Below are 18,947 nucleotides of genomic sequence, written 5' to 3'. Positions count from 1 at the left end.
CAGATATTCTATCAGATTTTAAAAAGACTGTCGACAGTCACTTTGTCAACAGTCTGAGAGTAACTCTTGTCAAATAGAGTTACTCTTTTTCATATAAGAATTCTTCAGGTAAAGACAAATTAAAATCCCTAGCTAAAGATCTAAAATCATCTGATGTTATCGTCTGTCGCTTTTTTGATGTCATAGATAAAATTTCTGCACTCTTTTCAGCCGTATGCATCAATCCAAAAGTTGTATCAAAATCAGGTCCTGCCGCAAACATACCATGATGTGCCCAAATAATCAAATCATACTTCTCCATTAATCAATGAAAAGTATTACCATAAAATATCACTAATACTTTTAGCGTTTTTAGCATTTTTTCAGCTAAGATTGTTTTTTCGTTTATATCAGCATATTTCCTATGTTTCTCCATAAGTTTAAAAAAATTGATGTGTTCTGCATTTGTCTAACCAACTTCTGCCTGTCTACTAAAGAAAACAATACCATTACGCAGATTTGATGTTAGCAATTATGCAACTATGGTCAGGAATGCCAATACCTTGCTTCATATTACAAAAAACATCCTTATAAATGGCTTTATTAACGATTACGCCTTCTCCGGTGGCAATATGATCTATTTTCATATAACCACGATAACTGTTGCCTTCCATTGAATATAGGCTAATATTCTTATTTTTAAGATCATTTACAATCATCTGATAATTAAAAAATTGTCGAGGCCTATTATAATATTTGGTAATATCATTACTTATTACGCCGTGATTAAAGTCACCGGTTAAAACAATATGTGATTTATCTGATAAAGCGTCGATATAATTTACTATTTTTTTCCACTGCTTATTTCTATCTTTGAAATCCACATCATCACCACCTGCAACCAAAAGCCGAACTGTAATTAAATCAATATATTCATTTCCTTTTTCTATACGTAAATGCAACATATGTGGCTCTGTCATTTCACCTATGGTTTTTACCGCATATTCATTTTTGATTTCACAAAGAATGCCTCTGCCTTTTGCATCTAAAGATATAAAGCTATTATATCCTGAATTTTCAAACATTTTTAAATATGCTTCATTGTCACAATCCATAAATTCAACATTGGTATATATATCCGTATCTGAAAGAGATAATTGTTTCTTAGCAATATCTTCTGAAATCAAATAATTCTCCTTACTTTTACCATATTCAATTCTAAGATTCAAAGACGTTTCTACAAGTTTCATTTTGTTTTCTCCTCCTGTGTTTTTATTATGTTTCTATGGTGATTCAGGGGAGGTTCCCCGCTAAATCAATCATATATCTTGTCCATCAATTCCTCTTCAAGTTCATCATCTAATAGATTATGATTTCTACATATCGTTACAAAACATATTAATCCTCCTTTCACCTTTTTATATATTGAACTTCGTATTCATATTATATCATCATCAAATATATTTTGCAACATTTTTTGAATACGATTTTAAAATCACCTTACTTTTTTTTGAAAGTTATGCTAAACTTATAACACGGAGGCGAAAATAAAATGAGTTATATCTATAATATTCAACTTACTTTTGCAAATCCATCTCCTACAATTACCTTTACAGATAAAGAAGATGTGATTGATAACGCTATTGAAGATTACAACAATCGAACGTATCAAATGCAAAACCCAAAAAAAATCGAGAAAATATCTCTTGAAAAATCGGTTTTATCTATTAAATTAGAGAGTGCATTACCTTTAAATAGTTTAGGTAGAGCATTAAGAACTTTTTCTACAATTATTATAAAAGAATATAAAGATCCTGAGTTTATAGCTCAAATCACATCAAACGGACAGCTTTTTAGCACAGTTCATTCTTCCGAGAACACAAGTGAAGATGTTTCCAATATCAAAATAGATATTAATGATATTGATGATTTAGAAATTGTCAAAGCGCTACTGGATTACATTTACAAAAAAAGAGATTCAAACTCCACTGTATATAGACAGAAGAAGGCAGCTATGAATAAGATAAAACAAATTGTTGTAGATTCTGGAATATATATTAAAAAATAAATGCTAACATAAAACAATAACGGCAAGAATTCCTTGCCGTTATTGTTTTTCATATATAAATTCTGCATTCTCCATTTCGGTGTGCCTCACATACTAGCATTTTTTTACAAGACAAAAAAACTTCTTCAGCCTTTTTGCCAATGTCAACAAGATAACTTTTCATTTTATCGTAGAGTCGCTGTCCTCTTTTTCCAATTTCAACTTGTTCTTCTTTGAGAAGAATAATCCAAGAAATAAAACAATCGCCTTTTGTTCATATATACCGCCTATTTGTTTAAACATTGTCTTTTGCATAAACTTAAACCTATATTTACTTTGAATTTCTTAATAGGTGCGTGAAAGATTTTTGTTAATTAATTCATCTACTGCATCGGTATACCTTCCAATCTACTATGAGCTTATTAAACAAATTATTCAAACCTTCGATTATATTGCCATACTCAAAATCATCAATATATAAATTTTCTGCACCTCAAAACAAAAAGACAAACAACGCATATTTGATTATGATGTACAAGCGATATGGATTGTAGATAAAGATAGTGATGTTTCATCGGATTTAGAAACAAAAGATTATAAAATCATCACAACAGACAAAATAAAAAATAGAGTAACTCTTGTCAAATAGAGTTACTCTTTTCATTTACATATTAGTCATGTAATACGTGGTTACAACGATCACACAATCCATCTTCATTATCAGATTCAGTGTAGTTCCAGCAACGAGGACATACGTGACCTGTAGCCTTTTCTACTTTTACCTGACAAACTTCAAATTGTTCTAATTCATCCGTTGTGAATGTTACTTTCGATACGATAAACCATTGTGCTGCATTATTTAATACACGATCCATAATTTCTTTTTGTGCATCACTTACATGTAATACAACATGTGCTTCTAATGATTTACCAATTAAACCTTCAGCACGTGCATTTTCTAAAGCTTTGAAGACATCCTTACGAACCTTGAATAATTCTTCCATGTCCGCTTTAATCTTGTCTGCATCAAAGTCTAATTCTAAGTCTTTGAATGTAGTTAAGTGGATACTTTCTGCATCAAAATGCATGTAGTCATTGACTTCTTCACAAGTATGAGCCAAGATTGGAGCCCATAATTTAGTCATCACTTCAACGGCATTATAAAGTACAGTTTGAACTTGACGACGAACTGGAGCATCTTCCTTTTCAATATATAGAATATCCTTAGTGTAATCTAAGTAGTATGCTGATAATTCATTTGTCATTAGGTTTGTCAAATATGTAACAACATCAGAGAAACGATATTCATTATAAGCCTTACGACAATAATCTACAGCATCCTTTAATTCAGTTAAAATATATTGATCCAATTCACTTAATTCATTGAAGTTTACACAATCTTTGGCAGTAAATTGTTGATTATCTAAGTTTGCCATTAAGAAACGCAATGTATTACGTACCTTACGATAGTTTTCACTTACTTGTTTCAAGATCTTTTGACCCATTGAAACATCAGCCTGATAGTCAACGCTACAAGCCCATAAACGCAAGATATCTGCACCATATTTCTTAGTGATTTCACTAGGAGCCACAGCATTCCATTGTGATTTAGACATCTTAACGCCCTTTTCATCCATTACGAAGCCATGTGATAATACTTGTTTATATGGAGCCTTACCATGAACGGCTGTACCTACAATTAAACTTGAGTTGAACCATCCACGATATTGGTCACTACCTTCAAAGTATAAGTCAGCAGGATAGCCTAAACCACGATCCATCATAGCACCTGTGTGACTTGATCCTGAATCGAACCAAACATCCATTGTATCTGTTTCTTTACGGAAGATACCATTTGGAGAATGTTCATTTGTATATCCTTCTGGTAATAAATCTTTTACGTCTCTTTCAAACCATACATTAGATCCATATTCGCCAACTAATTCAGCAACATGATCAAAGATAGCCTGATCCATAATTGGCGTATCATCTTCACCATAAACAATAGGAATTGGTACACCCCATGCACGTTGACGAGAAATACACCAGTCATTACGATCCGCAATCATATTGTGCATACGTTGTTCACCCCATGAAGGAATCCAAGATACAGAGTGAATTTGTTCAAGTAATTCATCACGAATCTGATCAATTGACGCAAACCATTGTGTTGTTGCACGGAAAATGATCGGTTTTTTTGTACGCCAGTCATGTGGGTATGAGTGGGTAATAAATTGAAGCTTTAATAACACACCTAATTCATCTAATTTTTGAGTGACTGTCTTGTTGGCATCTTCAACATATTGACCTGCAAGCCATTCACCAACATCATCCATCATGCATCCTTGTGCATCTACGTTACAATATACTGGTAAACCATATTTCATACCAATATTAAAGTCGTCCACACCAAATCCAGGCGCTGTATGAACACATCCAGTACCAGCATCTGCAGTTACGTGATCTCCACACATCAATAAACTTTCTCTTTCTGGATATAATGGGTGTGTACATGTAATGTATTCGAATTCTTTACCTTTGAAAGTCTTTAAAACATCACGTTTTTCAACTTCAAATTTATCGCATAATTCTTCAACCATGCTTGATAACATGATTAATTTTCCCTTTTCTGTATCCACTAATGAATAGTCAAAATCAGGGTTTACACTAATTCCTAAGTTTGCAGGAATTGTCCAAGGAGTTGTTGTCCAAATAACGAAGTTACAATCTGTATCTAATACTCCTTTACCATCTTTAACGGCAAATTTAACATAGATTGTTGGACTCTTCACATCTTTATATTCAACTTCCGCTTCCGCCAATGCAGATTCACTACTTGGTGACCAATAAACAGGCTTTAATCCTTTATAGATCAAACCTTTCATAGCCATCTTTCCAAAGATTTCGATTTGGTGTTTTTCAAAACCTTTTTGAAGAGTGATATAAGGATGATCATAATCTCCAATCGATCCTAAGCTTAAGAATCCTGCCTTTTGATTTGCGACTTGTTTTAAAGCATAGTCGTAACAAATCTTTCTAAATTCAGCGATACCCATCTTTTTACGATCATAACCTAATTTTGTAACCGCTGTTTCGATAGGTAAACCATGTGTATCCCAACCAGGAATGTATGGTGTTTTATATCCTTCCATAAAATGAGATTTTACGATAACATCCTTTAATACCTTATTTAAGGCATGACCCAAGTGGATGTCGCCATTCGCATAAGGAGGTCCATCGTGCAACACAAATGGTGTAGCTCCCTCTCTTTTTTCTAACATCTTTTCATACAATTTTTCGTCTTGCCAGCGCTTTTGGAAACCAGGTTCTTTTTTAGTCAAATTTCCACGCATTTCAAATGCCGTTTTAGGCATATGAAGAGTTTCTTTGTAGTCCATACTTTATCTCCTTTCAAAATAAAAAAAACGCCCTTATAAAAGGACGTAATAAACACGCGGTACCACCTTAATTCATAGCTTACGCTATGCGCTTTATTGAGATAACGGTTCTACCGGATCTAACTACTACTATTTCGTAAGATCAGCTCAAAAGGGATACCCTTAAACTTATTCATACAATGTTTCACCAAAATTTCATTGCTCTCTAAAATCCTAACGAATAAAGGCGTGTCTTTTTCATAGCTAAATATATTGATCAAAATTCAAAACAAGTCTTCCTTTTTTTGTCGTCGAAATGACTTCTTTAAATTGAAAACGGCCTGTCTTTCGGATTGACACAAAATCATTATTACACAATTGTAAATTTTGTTCAAGTACCACATCATTAACTTTCACAAATCCCGCATGAATTTTTTTCAAGGCCTCACTCCTTGAACAATGCGACAATTGCGCCACAATACTATCCAGTCTTAAACTGCTGCACATAATACGTATTTCTTTTGTGTTGTTTTTGGTGATGACATAATCTAAACACTCTTCAAAATGAACTGTACACTTTCCGATCTGCGTACAATTATCAATAATATATTTTGAAATCTTTTCCTTACAGAAAATATAAAGATCATCATCATGTACAATCAAATCACCAATCACACTACGCTCGATTCCAGAATGCATTAAGCATCCCAAAAGATCCGAGTGAGTCAATGTTTTAAATTTCGCATTGTATGTGGCATGAAGACAAACACAATCACTAAAGCCTTCATAACCCTCAGGTATAAAACAAGCTATTTTTCTTTCTGCCTGATCATAGCCACCATCAAAAACTAAACATATATTTTTTGGCACCATGCTTTGAAGAATACTTTGTTCGGATACCGATAAAAAATAGGTCATGATTGGCCTATTTTGTTTTTGAAAAATACGAATCTGATCTTTCATCTGCGAAATAAACACTTCATGACCTACCATAAATGAGCTCATTAATAGTAAATATTAGTCTTCATCTTCGAAGTCATCAGGACTTCCTAATGAAATAGTTCCTTGAACACCGATTTCAGCTGGAGAACATAAAATTACGTTCTGACCGATTTTTTGAATCTTACCATCAAGTGCATATACAACACCAGTTAAGAAATCAATTGTACGTTGTGCATAATCACGATCTAGCTTGTGTAAGTTTACTACAACAGCACGACCTTCCTTTAAACGTTGTCCTACTTCTTCAGCTTCTCCAAAGCTTCTTGGTTCAAACAATACCATTTTTGTATTTGAATTCAAAGAAGTTGTATTCGTACGAGTTTTTGGTCTCTCATAACGACTTTGAGGTTCTACTTCTTCTACCTTTTCAGCTTGTGGTGCTTCTTGATAATCGTCTTCTTCTTCGATTGGAGCAACGAAGTCTTTTACTTTATCCATAAATCCCATGGGAAAAACCTCCTTAACGAACAATATTATAGCACAAAGAATAACTTAATCAAACCGATATTTATAATTTCCTTACGAATTGAAAGGCATGCCTTTTTGACACGCCTTTTATCCTTTTATTCCGTTTCAATCAATCCGTATCCACCATCATTTCGTTTGTAACAAACGGCGATTTTATTTGTTTCATCATCCGTATAAATGAAGAAATCATGTCCTAATAATTCCATCTTCATAATTGCTTCATCCAAGCTCATTTCAGTTGGAACAATAGATTTTGTACGAACAATTTCATCATCCTGGGCGACATCATCATTAAACAATTCATGATCCACAAAAGCTTCGGCAAGTGATTCTTTATTTTTACGTGTTAAACGCGTTTTTTGTCTACGAATTTGATCTTCCAATTTATCTACAGCACGATCGATAGCTGCATATAAATCGTCATCTACAACCTCTGCACGAAGAATCGCATAACGTGTTGGGATTGTAACTTCAATTTTTTGTTTTGTTGGATATGTACGAACTAAAACATTCGCTACATCATCCTCGCTAATAATGAAGTACTTTGTTAAAACATCCAATTTCTTATGAATTTTTTCTGAGATTCCTTCTGTAACTGTGATGTTTTTTCCTACAATATTGACTTTCATATTATGTACCTCCTATATGATTTGTATTTCTACTTAGATTATAACACGTTTATTTTCTTTTACACTTTTTGACAAAAAATGACAAAAATATAACCAAGTTTGCCAAGAACCTTGACAGCTCTATATATGTAATTTTTTTCAGAAAACATCTTGCACATTTTCATAGATTGCGCTATAGTATGTACAGGTGATTAACATGAACATCCATACAACATATTTTTACTTTTACTTTAGATAGCCCTAATTAAGCCAATCAAAATAGAATGGTATTTTTAATTAGGGCTTTTAAGCATTAACAATTTTAAGTGTTAATGCTTTTTTGTTACTCACTTTACATGGAAAGAAGGATATTATTATGATCATTACTTTAAAGAAAAATGCAACCAAACATGATGTCGACAAATTATTACACAAATTCGAAAAGATGAATCTTCAAGTCACAATGATTCAAGGAGATAACTACAATGTCTTCGGATTGGTTGGAGACACTAGTATCGTTGATGAAAAAAGCGTTCTAGCCAACCCTATCGTATATAACGTTCAGCGTGTAGCCCAGCCTTATAAGCTTGCCAATCGAATGTTTCATCCAGAAGATACAATCGTTGATGTCAACGGCATCAAAATTGGTGGTAAAAAAATTGCGATGATCGCAGGCCCATGTTCGGTTGAGGGTGAAGATCAAATCTGCCGTATTGCCAAAGAAGTGAAAGTTGCAGGAGCCGATATGTTACGTGGCGGTGCCTATAAGCCAAGAACAAGTCCATATGCCTTCCAAGGTATGGGAACAGCCGGTATCATGGCCATGGTAAAAGCTAGAAAAGAAACAGGACTTCCTATTGTATCCGAATTAATGAGTGCAGAACATTTAGATGAATTCGTCGAAAATGTAGATATCATTCAGATTGGTGCTCGTAACATGCAAAACTTTGACCTATTAAAAGCAGTAGGAAGAACAAAAAAACCGATTCTATTAAAGCGAGGCATGTCCGCTACTATCCAAGAATGGATCATGGCTGCTGAATACATTATGTCCGAAGGAAACCCAAACGTCATCTTCTGTGAACGTGGTATTCGTACATTTGAAACCTATACACGTAATACATTAGACTTAAGTGTTGTACCAATTATCAAAGAAAGAACACACTTACCTATTATTATTGATCCAAGCCATGCTGCTGGTGATTATAAATTGATTGAATCTCTGTCTTTAGCTGCCATTGCCGCTGGTGCTGATGGATTGATTATTGAAGTACATGATGATCCTGAAAACGCATGGAGCGATGGTGCTCAAAGCTTAAAACCAAAGCGCTATGCCAATTTAGTTGAAAAAGGAAGAGCCATCGCAAAAGTTATTGGAAGAGGGTTATAAGAAACTGCACACGCAGTTTCTTTTATGTTACAATGGTTCGGGTGATAAAATGAACAATCCATATCCATATTCAAATGACAATAAAAGATATCAGACAATTAATTATTATTTTCGTAATAAATACCATCAAAAAGTGGCTAAGATTCCATTAAATGCAGGCTTTACATGCCCCAATCGCGATGGATCAAAAAGCACAGGTGGATGCACCTTCTGTTCAAGCATGGGCTCAGGTGACAGCATTCTATGCTTTGATGATACATTACAAAAACAATATCAAGAAGGCTTAAAGCGTATGCAAAACAAATGGCCAAACTGTATTGGCTTTGCGTACTTTCAAAGCTATTCCAACACATATGCTCCACTTGAAGTATTAAAAAAAATCTATGATCCTTTCTTTCAAAATCTAGACATTCCAGGTGTTGCGATTGCGACACGCGCCGATTGTTTAAGTGATGAAATCATTGAATATTTAAACAGCCAAGACAAGGAAGTCTGGCTTGAATTAGGACTTCAAAGTGTGCATGAAAAAACAATGGAAAGATGTAATCGTAAACATTCAACACAAATTGTATTTGACTGGCTAGATAAGCTAAAGGACACAAACATTAAAACTTGTGTACATATTATTAATGGACTTCCTGGTGAAACCAAACAAGACATGTTAGAAACTGTCAAACAACTATCCACTCATCCTGTCGATGCGATCAAAATCCATATGCTTCACTTAATTGAAGGCACACAAATGGCTAAAGAATATAAGGAACATTCGTTTCATATTCTAAGTTTAGAGGAATATGCAGATATCGTGGTCGATCAGCTCGAATTATTACCACAAGAATGTATCATTGAACGCTTAACAGGTGATGGTATCGCAAAAGATCTGATTGAACCAAAATGGACAATCAAAAAGACCATTGTGACAAATGAAATCGATAAGTTAATGGTAAAAAGAAATACGTGGCAAGGCAAAAATGTCTAACCACGTATCTTTTATTTTACTTCAAATTTAAACAATAATATCTTTTCTTACCACGACGAATGATCACATAGTTAGATACATACGCTTGTGTAGAATCAATCACTAAGGCTTCATCATTTACTTTTACACCATTTAAGCTGATTGAATTTCCCTTGATCCATTCTCTAGCTTCACGACGACTTGATGCGATCTTAGCCTCAACTAAAACATCAATTAAAGTCTTGCCAGCTTCTTGGTCTACTTTATCCATATTCTTAACGGCATCTAGACGTTGTTGTTCATCCAAATCATTCAATTGACCTCTAAACAATGCATTTGTGATTTTAAGTGCAGATTCCAATCCTTCTTCACCATGTAGATCACGAACAACTTCTTCAGCCAATTTCTTTTGAGCTTCACGTCTTCCAGCATCTTCCTTTAAAGAAACTTCTAACGCATCGATTTCTTCTTTTGTAAGGAAAGTTAATTTCTTTAAGTATTCAATAACCTTTGAATCATCCGTATTGAATAAGAATTGATACAATTCATAAGGTGAAGTCTTCTTAGGATCCAACCATACAGTTCCCGTTTCACTCTTACCAAATTTTGTTCCATCCGCTTTCGTGATCAAAGGCATTGTTAAACCATAACATTTCACGTCGGCTCCACACTTTTTACGAATCAACTCTAGACCTGAAGTGATATTTCCCCATTGGTCCTGTCCACCAATCTGCATTGTACAACCCTTCGTTTGGTATAAATTTAAGAAGTCCAATGACTGAAGGATCATATAAGAGAATTCTGTATAACTGATTCCTGAATCTAAACGTTTTTTAACTGTTTCTTTATTCAACATGTAATTTACGTTAAACAATTTTCCGTAGTCACGTAAGAAATCAATGATTGTGATATCCTTAGTCCAGTCTAAGTTATTAACCATGTCAAAGCCCCATAATTTAGAGATTTGTGCATGTAACGCATCATAGTTTGATTTTAAAACCTCAGGCGTCAACATACTTCTTTCTCCAGTAGCTTTTGGATCTCCAATAAATCCTGTGGCTCCACCCACCAACATGATTGGGTGATGTCCATGTTTTTCTAAACGTTTTGCCATCAACAATGATGAATAGTGTCCAATATGTAAGCTGTCTGCCGTTGGATCTGTACCAATATAGAAAGTAACCTCTCCATTATTGATTACATCTTCTACTTCTTCGCTTGTCACGTTGTCAACAAGTCCACGCCATTTTAACTCTTCAAATAATTCCATTTTGTCCTCCTTGAAAATAAAAAAAATCGCCCTATAAGGACGATTGAATCGCGGTACCACCTTACTTCATACAAAATCTTGTATGCACTTAAACCTTTAACGCAGGTATACGTCAAATTTGAAGCTCCAAGGTGTATTCCACAGGTCTATTTGAAACTTTACACCAACCAGTTTCTCTCTAAGAAATAGATTATCTGTGTACTCTTTCTTTTCATAGCGAATTTATTATATCGAATCTAGAAACTAAACTCAACATGAATTGATTAATTTTTTATTTATCCATCCCAGAAACAATCGATTGTGTCCATATCGGATAAAATTCACTTTTAAAATGAAAACCATCCTCCGTATATATATCAGCCAATCCATTTTCTCCTAGTGACGCATTGTCAATATATCTCGTATACTTGTATTCACCAGCCACCTTCTTTAAAATAGCATTTACTTCATCAAAATTATCTGGAATTTCATAATTCACTTTTGCGGCATCCGTAACTGGAATCAAACCACAAACATATATTGTCGCATCCGGCACGATTTCATGAATATTTTCTATCGCATCCTTCCACAATTGACCATATCCACCTTCCACATCATGTCCTAGCTGCCAACACATATCATTCACGCCATAAGCCATAAAAACATTTTTTGGCTTCATTTCCTTTAACCGATCATTATATTGCGGAACATTCTCAATCGTTTCTCCCATTGCCGCAAAGATACGTGATGCATCAATAAAGCCATAGGAAGTATAATGTAGAACACGTGAATCTCCATAGAACACAAAGTCACCTAAAAGTGAAAATGGGTCCAAATCCTCATTGGAAATGGCAAGATTCCTTTCTTCTTCTTTGATTTCAGAAATTTTCGACTCAATATCATTCATTTCTCTTGTTTCCTGACCTTTAATATAATTCTCACCTTGTTCAGGTCGCTTATTCAATATCGTTATCGATACAACAATACATATAAACACCAAACCTATTACGAACAAACCTAATTTCTTTTTTTTCATTATTCTTCACCCAAAACATCTGCTAAGGATGTATCTTCTACAAACGTATTCGTGTTATATAAATACATCACATCCGTTATAAAATCTTCCTGAATCACCTTTTCAATGTTCTCATTGTAGTAACGCGGATCTACAATCGTTATCGTTCGATAATCATTCATTAAAAACTGCACAAAGCTGTTCGCATAGGAATCCTTAAATATTAGTAAATGTTTCTTTGAATTGTTTTCCAATTCAATTCTTTGAATACTCTTATTTCCTCCCAAGAACACACTGTACTGATCTTTAGAATCAATAAAGCTCGAATCATAGATCGAACCCTTCTTCTTGTTGTCCGCTTCCTGCACATAATAATCATTCAATTTCTTATTCACAAAGATGGAAATCGTATCCTTAATGCCGAAGCTTCCTGTTCCATTGGCCAGAGTTCCCTTGAAATTCTTGGAAACGACCATCTGTTCATAATCATTTAATGAGACTGCATCATTCAGCTTCTGATATGCGTAGAATGCTCCAAGACTTGTCCAGTGATGATCACTCTTATAATAGATGTACTCATCACTATGCTTCTTTAGATTCTTTCTTACATCCACAATTGATACCGAACTTTTTAATTTCTTATATATGGAATCCATAATCTTGTTCTGATCATTTTCATCTGACAAATAAGGCAAATGATCTTCTTGAATCGATACCGCATTGGGAACCAGTAAGAAAGTGGTATTTAAATCGGAATGTGATTTTGCAAACTTATTGATCGCACTCAAGTTTCTAGCCATCTGCTCCTTATTTGGAAGCTTTGCATCCTCGATCAGCTGATTTTTACACAAATAAATATCATCGATCTTCTTTTGACCTAAAAGCTTCAACATCCCATAGCGAAGATGAATAAAACTATTTCTTCCCACAAACTGATCCGCAAACCAGCTTGACAATTTTGTTTCAAAGGAACCATCCATCATCGATGTCCTATCCATTTCAGGAAATCTCTGTAAAGAACGATTCTCTACAAATGACAATTCATGATCTGGAAAAACCAGGTTGACGACAAGTCCAAGAATCAAAATAACCGGCATGCATAGGGTGATGGTTCTTCTTACTAAATTTTGATATTTCTTCATACTCTTACCTTCTAAAACGCAAAATACAAAAAGGATTGGAATGTATTTCCCACAATAAACGCCAGACTTATCATAAACAACACAAACCAGAAACAAATACTAAGTATGGCTCCTCTTTGTTTCATTACACGAAGGATCGCTTTATCAATACGATCAAAGAGTGGCATACTAAATAGAATCGCAATAACGATCAAAACAAAGTTCTGTCTTAACGCAAACAACGCATGCATATCACTAAATCCTGTTGTGCCAATTCCTAACATGGCTAAGATTGTTTTAAATGCCGATACTAAACTTGAACTATAGAAGAATACCCAGCCAATCAAGACAAGAAGCAATGTATATAGATGCTGAATAAAACGAGGCAAACGCTTTAACTTATCCTTCCAGATAAAACGCTCCGCAAGAAGCAGTAAACCATAATACAAGCCCCATACAATAAAATTCATACTGGCACCATGCCATATTCCCGTTAAAAGCCATACAATCAGAATATTACGAATATAGATATTATCCGGAACACGATTTCCACCTAAAGGAATATAAATATAATCTCTGAACCATCGAGACAGTGAGATATGCCATTTTCTCCAAAAATTCTGTATAGAGACAGCTGTATAGGGATGATCAAAGTTTTCATCAAATTCAAACCCAAACAGACGACTGATTCCAATCGCCATATCCGAATAGCCACTAAAATCAAAATAGATCTGCAGCATATACGCAATCGCACATAGCCATGTTCCAAGACTGGTCGTATTCCCTGATAAAGATGCATACATAAGCGATAACTGATCGGCAATAATGACCTTTTTCGCTAGTCCCTTCATGATTCTTTGAAAAGCCTCTCCAAACTCTAGAACACCAATCTTCTTAAAACGAGATAACTCCTTTTCCATGTCATGATATTGAACAATAGGACCCATACTCACCTTTCCAAAAAAAGATAAATATAAAGCTAAAGATAAAAGATTCTTTTGCGGCTCACTCTTACCCATATATACATCGCCCAAATAAGAAATGGCACTAAACGTAAAGAAAGATAAACCAACCGGTAAAGCTAGATCTATATGAATGGATGTAAAGCCAAGAATGAAATTCGTATATTTATAAATCACCAGAATCAACACATGAAACAAAACACCGATCCAGAAGATATATTTACGCTTGTTTCCTTCATAAAGAGCCAACTCTAAACCTGTCAAATAATTCCATACAATTGTTACAAGCATCAACACTAAAGAAGCTGGCTGCCCCCACGAATAAAACAACAACGAACATAGCACCAAAACCAACGTCTTTATCATTTTGTTGGGAATCAATGTATAAGCCAAGAATACAAGCGGCAAAAACATGAATATAAAAATCAAACTATTAAATACCATACATCCCCCTACAGCTGTTCCTTATACAACGAAACAACATCATTCGCCTTGTCACAAGTGACATAAATGGCATAATTCATATCCACCGATATAACAGCCTTCTTTAACAAGCCAACCTGCTCAACACCATATCCATCAAAGGCATGGATCTGTGCATCAATACGATCCTGCATAGCCTTTTTAAAAGCATCCCCCTGACTTGTATCCTTAAACTTCACGATCACAATCTCACGCACATCCATAGGATCGTTTGCCTTATAGTATTCTATATTTTCATAATTGGAAGGATCAATCGCCAAATTCTTTTTGATTGCCTGCCTCTGCTGTTTTTCCAAATGAAAAGCAGCCATCTTCTTCATCACATTCTTTTCAACAACACCAAAATCAGCCGAACTCATACGCGGCCCACTTAGTTCATTGAATAAAAACACGCTAAAAAAAACGACTACAAAAGTCTTTAATATCATTAATATTGTCTTTTTCATACCCTTTTATTTCCTATTCCTCAAGTATTATAAATGAAATTTAAAAATAAAGAAAGATGTACATCCAAACTTTGGACATACATCTCTTTTTAACATACATGCTTTAATTTGTTGTAGATTCTAAAGATAAATGGCTTGCAAGGAAGAATAAAGTTACCAATATATTCTTCTACGACTGCATTAAAGCCACGCTTGAAATCAAAGACTCCATAGCCCTCTTCTCCAGGCTTAAACTTACCACTAATACCATAGAAGTTATAAGAATGATTTCCTTCTTCTACAGCTTTTTGAATGATAAACCATTGAAGAGCATATGGACCTTTGAAACGTTTATATCTTTCATCCGATCCACTAGAAAGGTAATAAACCTCTCCTTTATAGAACAAGAACATCGCTGCAGCAAGTGGCAATTCACCAGAACATTTAGAAGATAATTCATTAGCTTCTTCTTGTCTTACCATTAAAGATTCAAGATTCTTTTGTGCAATCTTCAATCGATTCTGTGAATTCTTTGAATATGGATTTTCTTTTAAAGTTTCATTTGCACGTGCAATCGTTTCTTTTTCCTTTTCCATATTTTGTTGAATATTTAAAGCATACTCATTCACATCCAAATAAGACATATACACCTTGGCGTTTTCGTTAAAATAATCATATTCCTGCTCGTAATATTCTAAACCTAATGTTTCATAATTCTGCTTCTCACCAGACATATCCACCAATTCTTTTAAAATCGATAATTCATCTCTAGAAAGCTCACGAATCTTAACACTATTCTTTAACGCATTACGAATATTATGTCTTGTCTTTGAGATAAAGCCATTAAATACTTCATCCTTTGTCTTATCCTTTATATCTAAGACAGACACAAAACGACATTGACGAGTCATATCATAGCCATACTTTAAAGGAAGCTGAATACAGCCACATGCCTTTAAATTGTCTACGACATCAAAGTTATTGAAGCCATCTTCAACAACATCTCCATCCTGATTTCTTTGTTGAAGTGGAATAGCTGGATCCAATTCAGCATAGATTACGCCTTCTTTTTTAAGATAGTCTTTAAATGTTGTCGTTACCCTTTCAACAAGTGCTGAATCATGATAATCCATGATAAAGCCTCTTGGCACATAACAATATTTAAAAATCTTCATCAGTGGAATCATACCAATCATTCCTGAAGCAACAACCGTATTGTTTTCAACAAACTGTAAATACTCGATTTTCCAACCATTGGATTCCATCTTTTTACTAGCCTCTACCGATTGTAAGAAGCCAGCATATTCAATCGAATCTAAATATTTTTGGTATTCTACATCATTAATTTTTTTTATTTGCATACTACACCTTCTTAGTTGGCAACGATGTTTACAACCTTACCCTTAACAACGATTACCTTACGAATTGTTTTGCCTTCAATCTGACGCTTAACTGTTTCCAATTCCATCGCCTGTTTTTCAAGCTCTTCATTTGAACTTCCCACAGCCGCTTCAAATTTTCCACGAACCTTACCATTGACCTGAACAACACAAGTAATTGTATCTTCTACCAATTTTGCCTCATCATATGTTGGCCATGCTTCATACGCAATGGATTCTTCATGACCTAATAATTGCCACATTTCTTCACCAATATGTGGAGTGATACATGACAACATCTTGATCATACCTTCGGCATATGGTTTATATACTGTTTCTGCTTTATAGGCTTCATTCACGAAAATCATCATTTGCGAAATAGCTGTGTTGAAACCTAATGATTCATAATCCTCTGTAACCTTTTTAACAGTCTGGTTGTAAACCTTATCCAATTTTCCATCATTTGTATCACTGATCTTATCAGATTCAACAAACAAACGATATACACGATCCAACCATCTTCTAGCTCCATCACAGCCAGCCATTGACCAAGGCTTGCTCTGTTCTAATGGACCCATAAACATTTCATATAAACGAAGTGTATCTGCACCATATTTTTTTACAATATCACTTGGATTTACGACAAATTCAGGGAAACGTTTACCCATCTTAATACCATTTTCACCTAAAATCATACCTTGATGTACTAATTTCTTAAATGGTTCTTTGCACGCAACAATACCCTTGTCATATAAGTAATTATTCCAGATACGAGAATACATTAAGTGACCAACCGCATGTTCTGGACCACCGACATATAAGTCAACTGGCATCCAGTGCTTCAATAATTCTGGATCTGCAAGTTTCTCATTGTTGTGTGGATCAATATAACGTAAGTAATACCATGAAGATCCGGCAGATCCCGGCATTGTACTTGTTTCACGAACACCCTTAACACCATTCTGGTTGTATTGTTTCCATTGTGTTGCATTTTCAAGTGGAGCCTTACCATTGTGACCCTTATAATCTTCTAGTTCAGGTAAAATTAAAGGTAATTCTTCATCAGGAAGAACATAGTCTGTTCCATCCTCTAAATGAACAATAGGAACTGGTTCTCCCCAATAACGCTGACGCGCAAAAATCCATTCACGGAAACGGTAGTTTACAGTTTCTTTGGCAATACCCATATCTACTAATTTTTTAGTAATAGCTACTTTGGCTTCTTCAACAGTTAAACCTGTAAATTCTTCAGAATTGATCAATTTGCAGCCTTTACCTAAATAATCCTGTTTTTCAAAGGCATGTTCACTTACATCTTGTCCCTCAATAACTTGAATCATATCAATATTGTGTGCAATCGCATATTCAAAATCACGTTGATCATGACTTGGTACAGCCATGACAGCTCCAGTACCATAGTTTGCCAAGACGAAATCACCAATAAAGACCTCAACCTCTTTACCATTGACTGGATTGATTGCCTTAATTCCTTCTAGACGACAACCAGATTTTCCTTTATTTAATTCTGTACGATCCATCTCAGATTTTGATACAGTCTCTTTAATATATGCCTTTACTTCATCCTGGTTTTTGATTCGAGGCATTAATTCCTGTACCAAATCTCCATCAGGTGCAAGAACCATAAAAGTAATACCATAGATAGTTTCAATACATGTTGTAAAGATAGAGAATTTTCCTCCACCTACAATTTCAAATTGAACCTCAACACCAGTAGAACGACCAATCCAGTGTCTTTGCATTTCCTTTGTTGATTCTGGCCAATCAATTTCATTTAAGCCTTCTAGTAATCTTTCCGCAAAAGCAGCCTGATCAATACAAAGCTGTTTCATATTCTTACGAATAACGGGATAGCCACCACGTTCACTTTTACCATCTACAACTTCATCATTTGATAAAACTGTACCCAATTCTTCACACCAGTTTACTGGCATGTCAACATATTTGGCATAGCCATCCTTATACAATTGTTTAAAGATCCATTGTGTCCAATGATAGAAATCTGGATCTGAAGTCGCAATCATTTTTGACCAGTCATAATCAAAACCTAATTCCTTTAGCTGTTTAGTGAAAGTCTTGATATTCTTTTGTGTAAATCCATTTGGATTGTTTCCTGTTTGAACCGCATATTGCTCAGCAGGTAAACCAAATGAGTCATAGCCCATTGGGTGAAGTACATTATAGCCTTGCATACGTTTCATACGTGAAACAATATCTGTAGCTGTATAGCCTTCTGGATGTCCTGCATGAAGTCCTACACCACTTGGATATGGGAACATATCTAATGCATAAAATTTTGGCTTTGAGAAATCCCAAACATCCGTTTTGAATGTTTCATGTTCTTCCCAATACTTATGCCATTTCTTTTCAACTTCTAAATGATCGTACATATTAGCCTCCTATAAATATAAAAAACGCCCTTGAAATCTAAGGACGTTTGTACGCGGTACCACCTTAGTTCACAAC

The 18,947-nt window shown here is 34.7% G+C and carries 16 protein-coding genes and 3 other annotated features (1 of these 19 cut by a window edge); of the genes, 3 read left to right on the top strand and 13 right to left on the bottom strand.

Features of this window, described 5'->3' with window-relative positions; genetic code table 11:
* Positions 1 to 79 precede the first annotated feature (79 nt).
* The gene (locus tag DWY01_RS02710) at positions 80 to 286 is read right to left on the bottom strand and encodes a hypothetical protein (protein WP_371412811.1); all 207 of its coding nucleotides are present in this window, start codon (positions 284 to 286) and stop codon (positions 80 to 82) included.
* Between the two features lie 202 nt (positions 287 to 488).
* Positions 489 to 1,229 carry a hypothetical protein gene (locus tag DWY01_RS02705; RefSeq protein ID WP_117992819.1) on the bottom strand — a complete coding sequence of 247 codons (741 nt, stop codon included), beginning with the start codon at positions 1,227 to 1,229 and terminating at the stop codon, positions 489 to 491.
* Between the two features lie 302 nt (positions 1,230 to 1,531).
* Here DWY01_RS02705 and DWY01_RS02700 point away from each other — a divergent pair, with 302 nt between their 5' ends.
* Positions 1,532 to 2,047 (top strand): hypothetical protein, encoded by a 516-nt coding sequence (locus tag DWY01_RS02700; RefSeq protein WP_117992817.1) that lies wholly within the window; start codon positions 1,532 to 1,534, stop codon positions 2,045 to 2,047.
* Positions 2,048 to 2,697: 650 nt separating this feature from the next.
* Here the strand turns inward: DWY01_RS02700 and ileS are convergent.
* From ileS to hpf, 4 genes are all read right to left on the bottom strand, one after another.
* Positions 2,698 to 5,424: an isoleucine--tRNA ligase gene (gene ileS / locus DWY01_RS02690; protein WP_117992814.1), complete on the bottom strand. Its 2,727-nt coding sequence runs from the start codon at positions 5,422 to 5,424 to the stop codon at positions 2,698 to 2,700.
* 36 nt (positions 5,425 to 5,460) lie between these two features.
* Positions 5,461 to 5,674, bottom strand: a binding site (T-box leader).
* Positions 5,668 to 6,396 carry an RNA-binding protein gene (locus DWY01_RS02685; RefSeq protein WP_199519843.1) on the bottom strand — a complete coding sequence of 243 codons (729 nt, stop codon included), beginning with the start codon at positions 6,394 to 6,396 and terminating at the stop codon, positions 5,668 to 5,670. (Overlaps the previous feature by 7 nt.)
* Positions 6,397 to 6,420: 24 nt before the next feature.
* Positions 6,421 to 6,852, bottom strand: a complete 432-nt coding sequence (locus DWY01_RS02680; protein WP_117992809.1) for a cell division protein SepF — start codon at positions 6,850 to 6,852, stop codon at positions 6,421 to 6,423.
* Positions 6,853 to 6,968: 116 nt separating this feature from the next.
* Positions 6,969 to 7,502 carry a ribosome hibernation-promoting factor, HPF/YfiA family gene (gene hpf, locus DWY01_RS02675; RefSeq protein ID WP_117992806.1) on the bottom strand — a complete coding sequence of 178 codons (534 nt, stop codon included), beginning with the start codon at positions 7,500 to 7,502 and terminating at the stop codon, positions 6,969 to 6,971.
* A gap of 355 nt (positions 7,503 to 7,857) precedes the next feature.
* On the opposite strand from hpf, the gene aroF reads away from it, so the two are divergent.
* The gene (aroF, locus tag DWY01_RS02670) at positions 7,858 to 8,871 is read left to right on the top strand and encodes a 3-deoxy-7-phosphoheptulonate synthase (RefSeq protein WP_117992804.1); all 1,014 of its coding nucleotides are present in this window, start codon (positions 7,858 to 7,860) and stop codon (positions 8,869 to 8,871) included.
* A gap of 49 nt (positions 8,872 to 8,920) precedes the next feature.
* Positions 8,921 to 9,850 carry a TIGR01212 family radical SAM protein gene (locus DWY01_RS02665; protein WP_117992801.1) on the top strand — a complete coding sequence of 310 codons (930 nt, stop codon included), beginning with the start codon at positions 8,921 to 8,923 and terminating at the stop codon, positions 9,848 to 9,850.
* A 16-nt stretch (positions 9,851 to 9,866) separates the two neighbouring features.
* On the opposite strand, the gene tyrS is transcribed toward DWY01_RS02665, so the two are convergent.
* The 7 genes from tyrS to leuS form a co-directional block, all read right to left on the bottom strand.
* Positions 9,867 to 11,099 carry a tyrosine--tRNA ligase gene (tyrS, locus tag DWY01_RS02660; RefSeq protein WP_117992798.1) on the bottom strand — a complete coding sequence of 411 codons (1,233 nt, stop codon included), beginning with the start codon at positions 11,097 to 11,099 and terminating at the stop codon, positions 9,867 to 9,869.
* Between the two features lie 32 nt (positions 11,100 to 11,131).
* Positions 11,132 to 11,323 (bottom strand) — a binding site (T-box leader).
* A gap of 47 nt (positions 11,324 to 11,370) precedes the next feature.
* A complete protein-coding gene (locus tag DWY01_RS02655) occupies positions 11,371 to 12,114 on the bottom strand; it encodes a GDSL-type esterase/lipase family protein (protein WP_117992796.1) in 744 nt (247 codons plus the stop codon).
* Positions 12,114 to 13,235 carry a DHHW family protein gene (locus DWY01_RS02650; RefSeq protein ID WP_117992793.1) on the bottom strand — a complete coding sequence of 374 codons (1,122 nt, stop codon included), beginning with the start codon at positions 13,233 to 13,235 and terminating at the stop codon, positions 12,114 to 12,116. The genes DWY01_RS02655 and DWY01_RS02650 overlap by 1 nt, the downstream gene beginning before the upstream one ends.
* Before the next feature lie 11 nt (positions 13,236 to 13,246).
* Positions 13,247 to 14,620 carry an MBOAT family protein gene (locus DWY01_RS02645; RefSeq protein ID WP_117992790.1) on the bottom strand — a complete coding sequence of 458 codons (1,374 nt, stop codon included), beginning with the start codon at positions 14,618 to 14,620 and terminating at the stop codon, positions 13,247 to 13,249.
* 8 nt (positions 14,621 to 14,628) lie between these two features.
* The gene (locus tag DWY01_RS02640) at positions 14,629 to 15,105 is read right to left on the bottom strand and encodes a DUF4358 domain-containing protein (RefSeq protein ID WP_117992788.1); all 477 of its coding nucleotides are present in this window, start codon (positions 15,103 to 15,105) and stop codon (positions 14,629 to 14,631) included.
* Positions 15,106 to 15,194: 89 nt separating this feature from the next.
* Positions 15,195 to 16,445 carry a peptidoglycan bridge formation glycyltransferase FemA/FemB family protein gene (locus DWY01_RS02635; RefSeq protein ID WP_117992785.1) on the bottom strand — a complete coding sequence of 417 codons (1,251 nt, stop codon included), beginning with the start codon at positions 16,443 to 16,445 and terminating at the stop codon, positions 15,195 to 15,197.
* 11 nt (positions 16,446 to 16,456) lie between these two features.
* Positions 16,457 to 18,871: a leucine--tRNA ligase gene (gene leuS / locus DWY01_RS02630; RefSeq protein ID WP_117992783.1), complete on the bottom strand. Its 2,415-nt coding sequence runs from the start codon at positions 18,869 to 18,871 to the stop codon at positions 16,457 to 16,459.
* A gap of 36 nt (positions 18,872 to 18,907) precedes the next feature.
* Positions 18,908 to 18,947 (bottom strand) — a binding site (T-box leader); it runs 157 nt beyond the window's last position.

The sequence above is a fragment of the Eubacterium sp. AF22-8LB genome (assembly GCF_003458715.1).
Lineage (GTDB): Bacteria > Bacillota_I > Bacilli_A > Erysipelotrichales > Erysipelotrichaceae > Holdemanella.
This window is presented reverse-complemented; position numbering and strand designations above follow the sequence as displayed.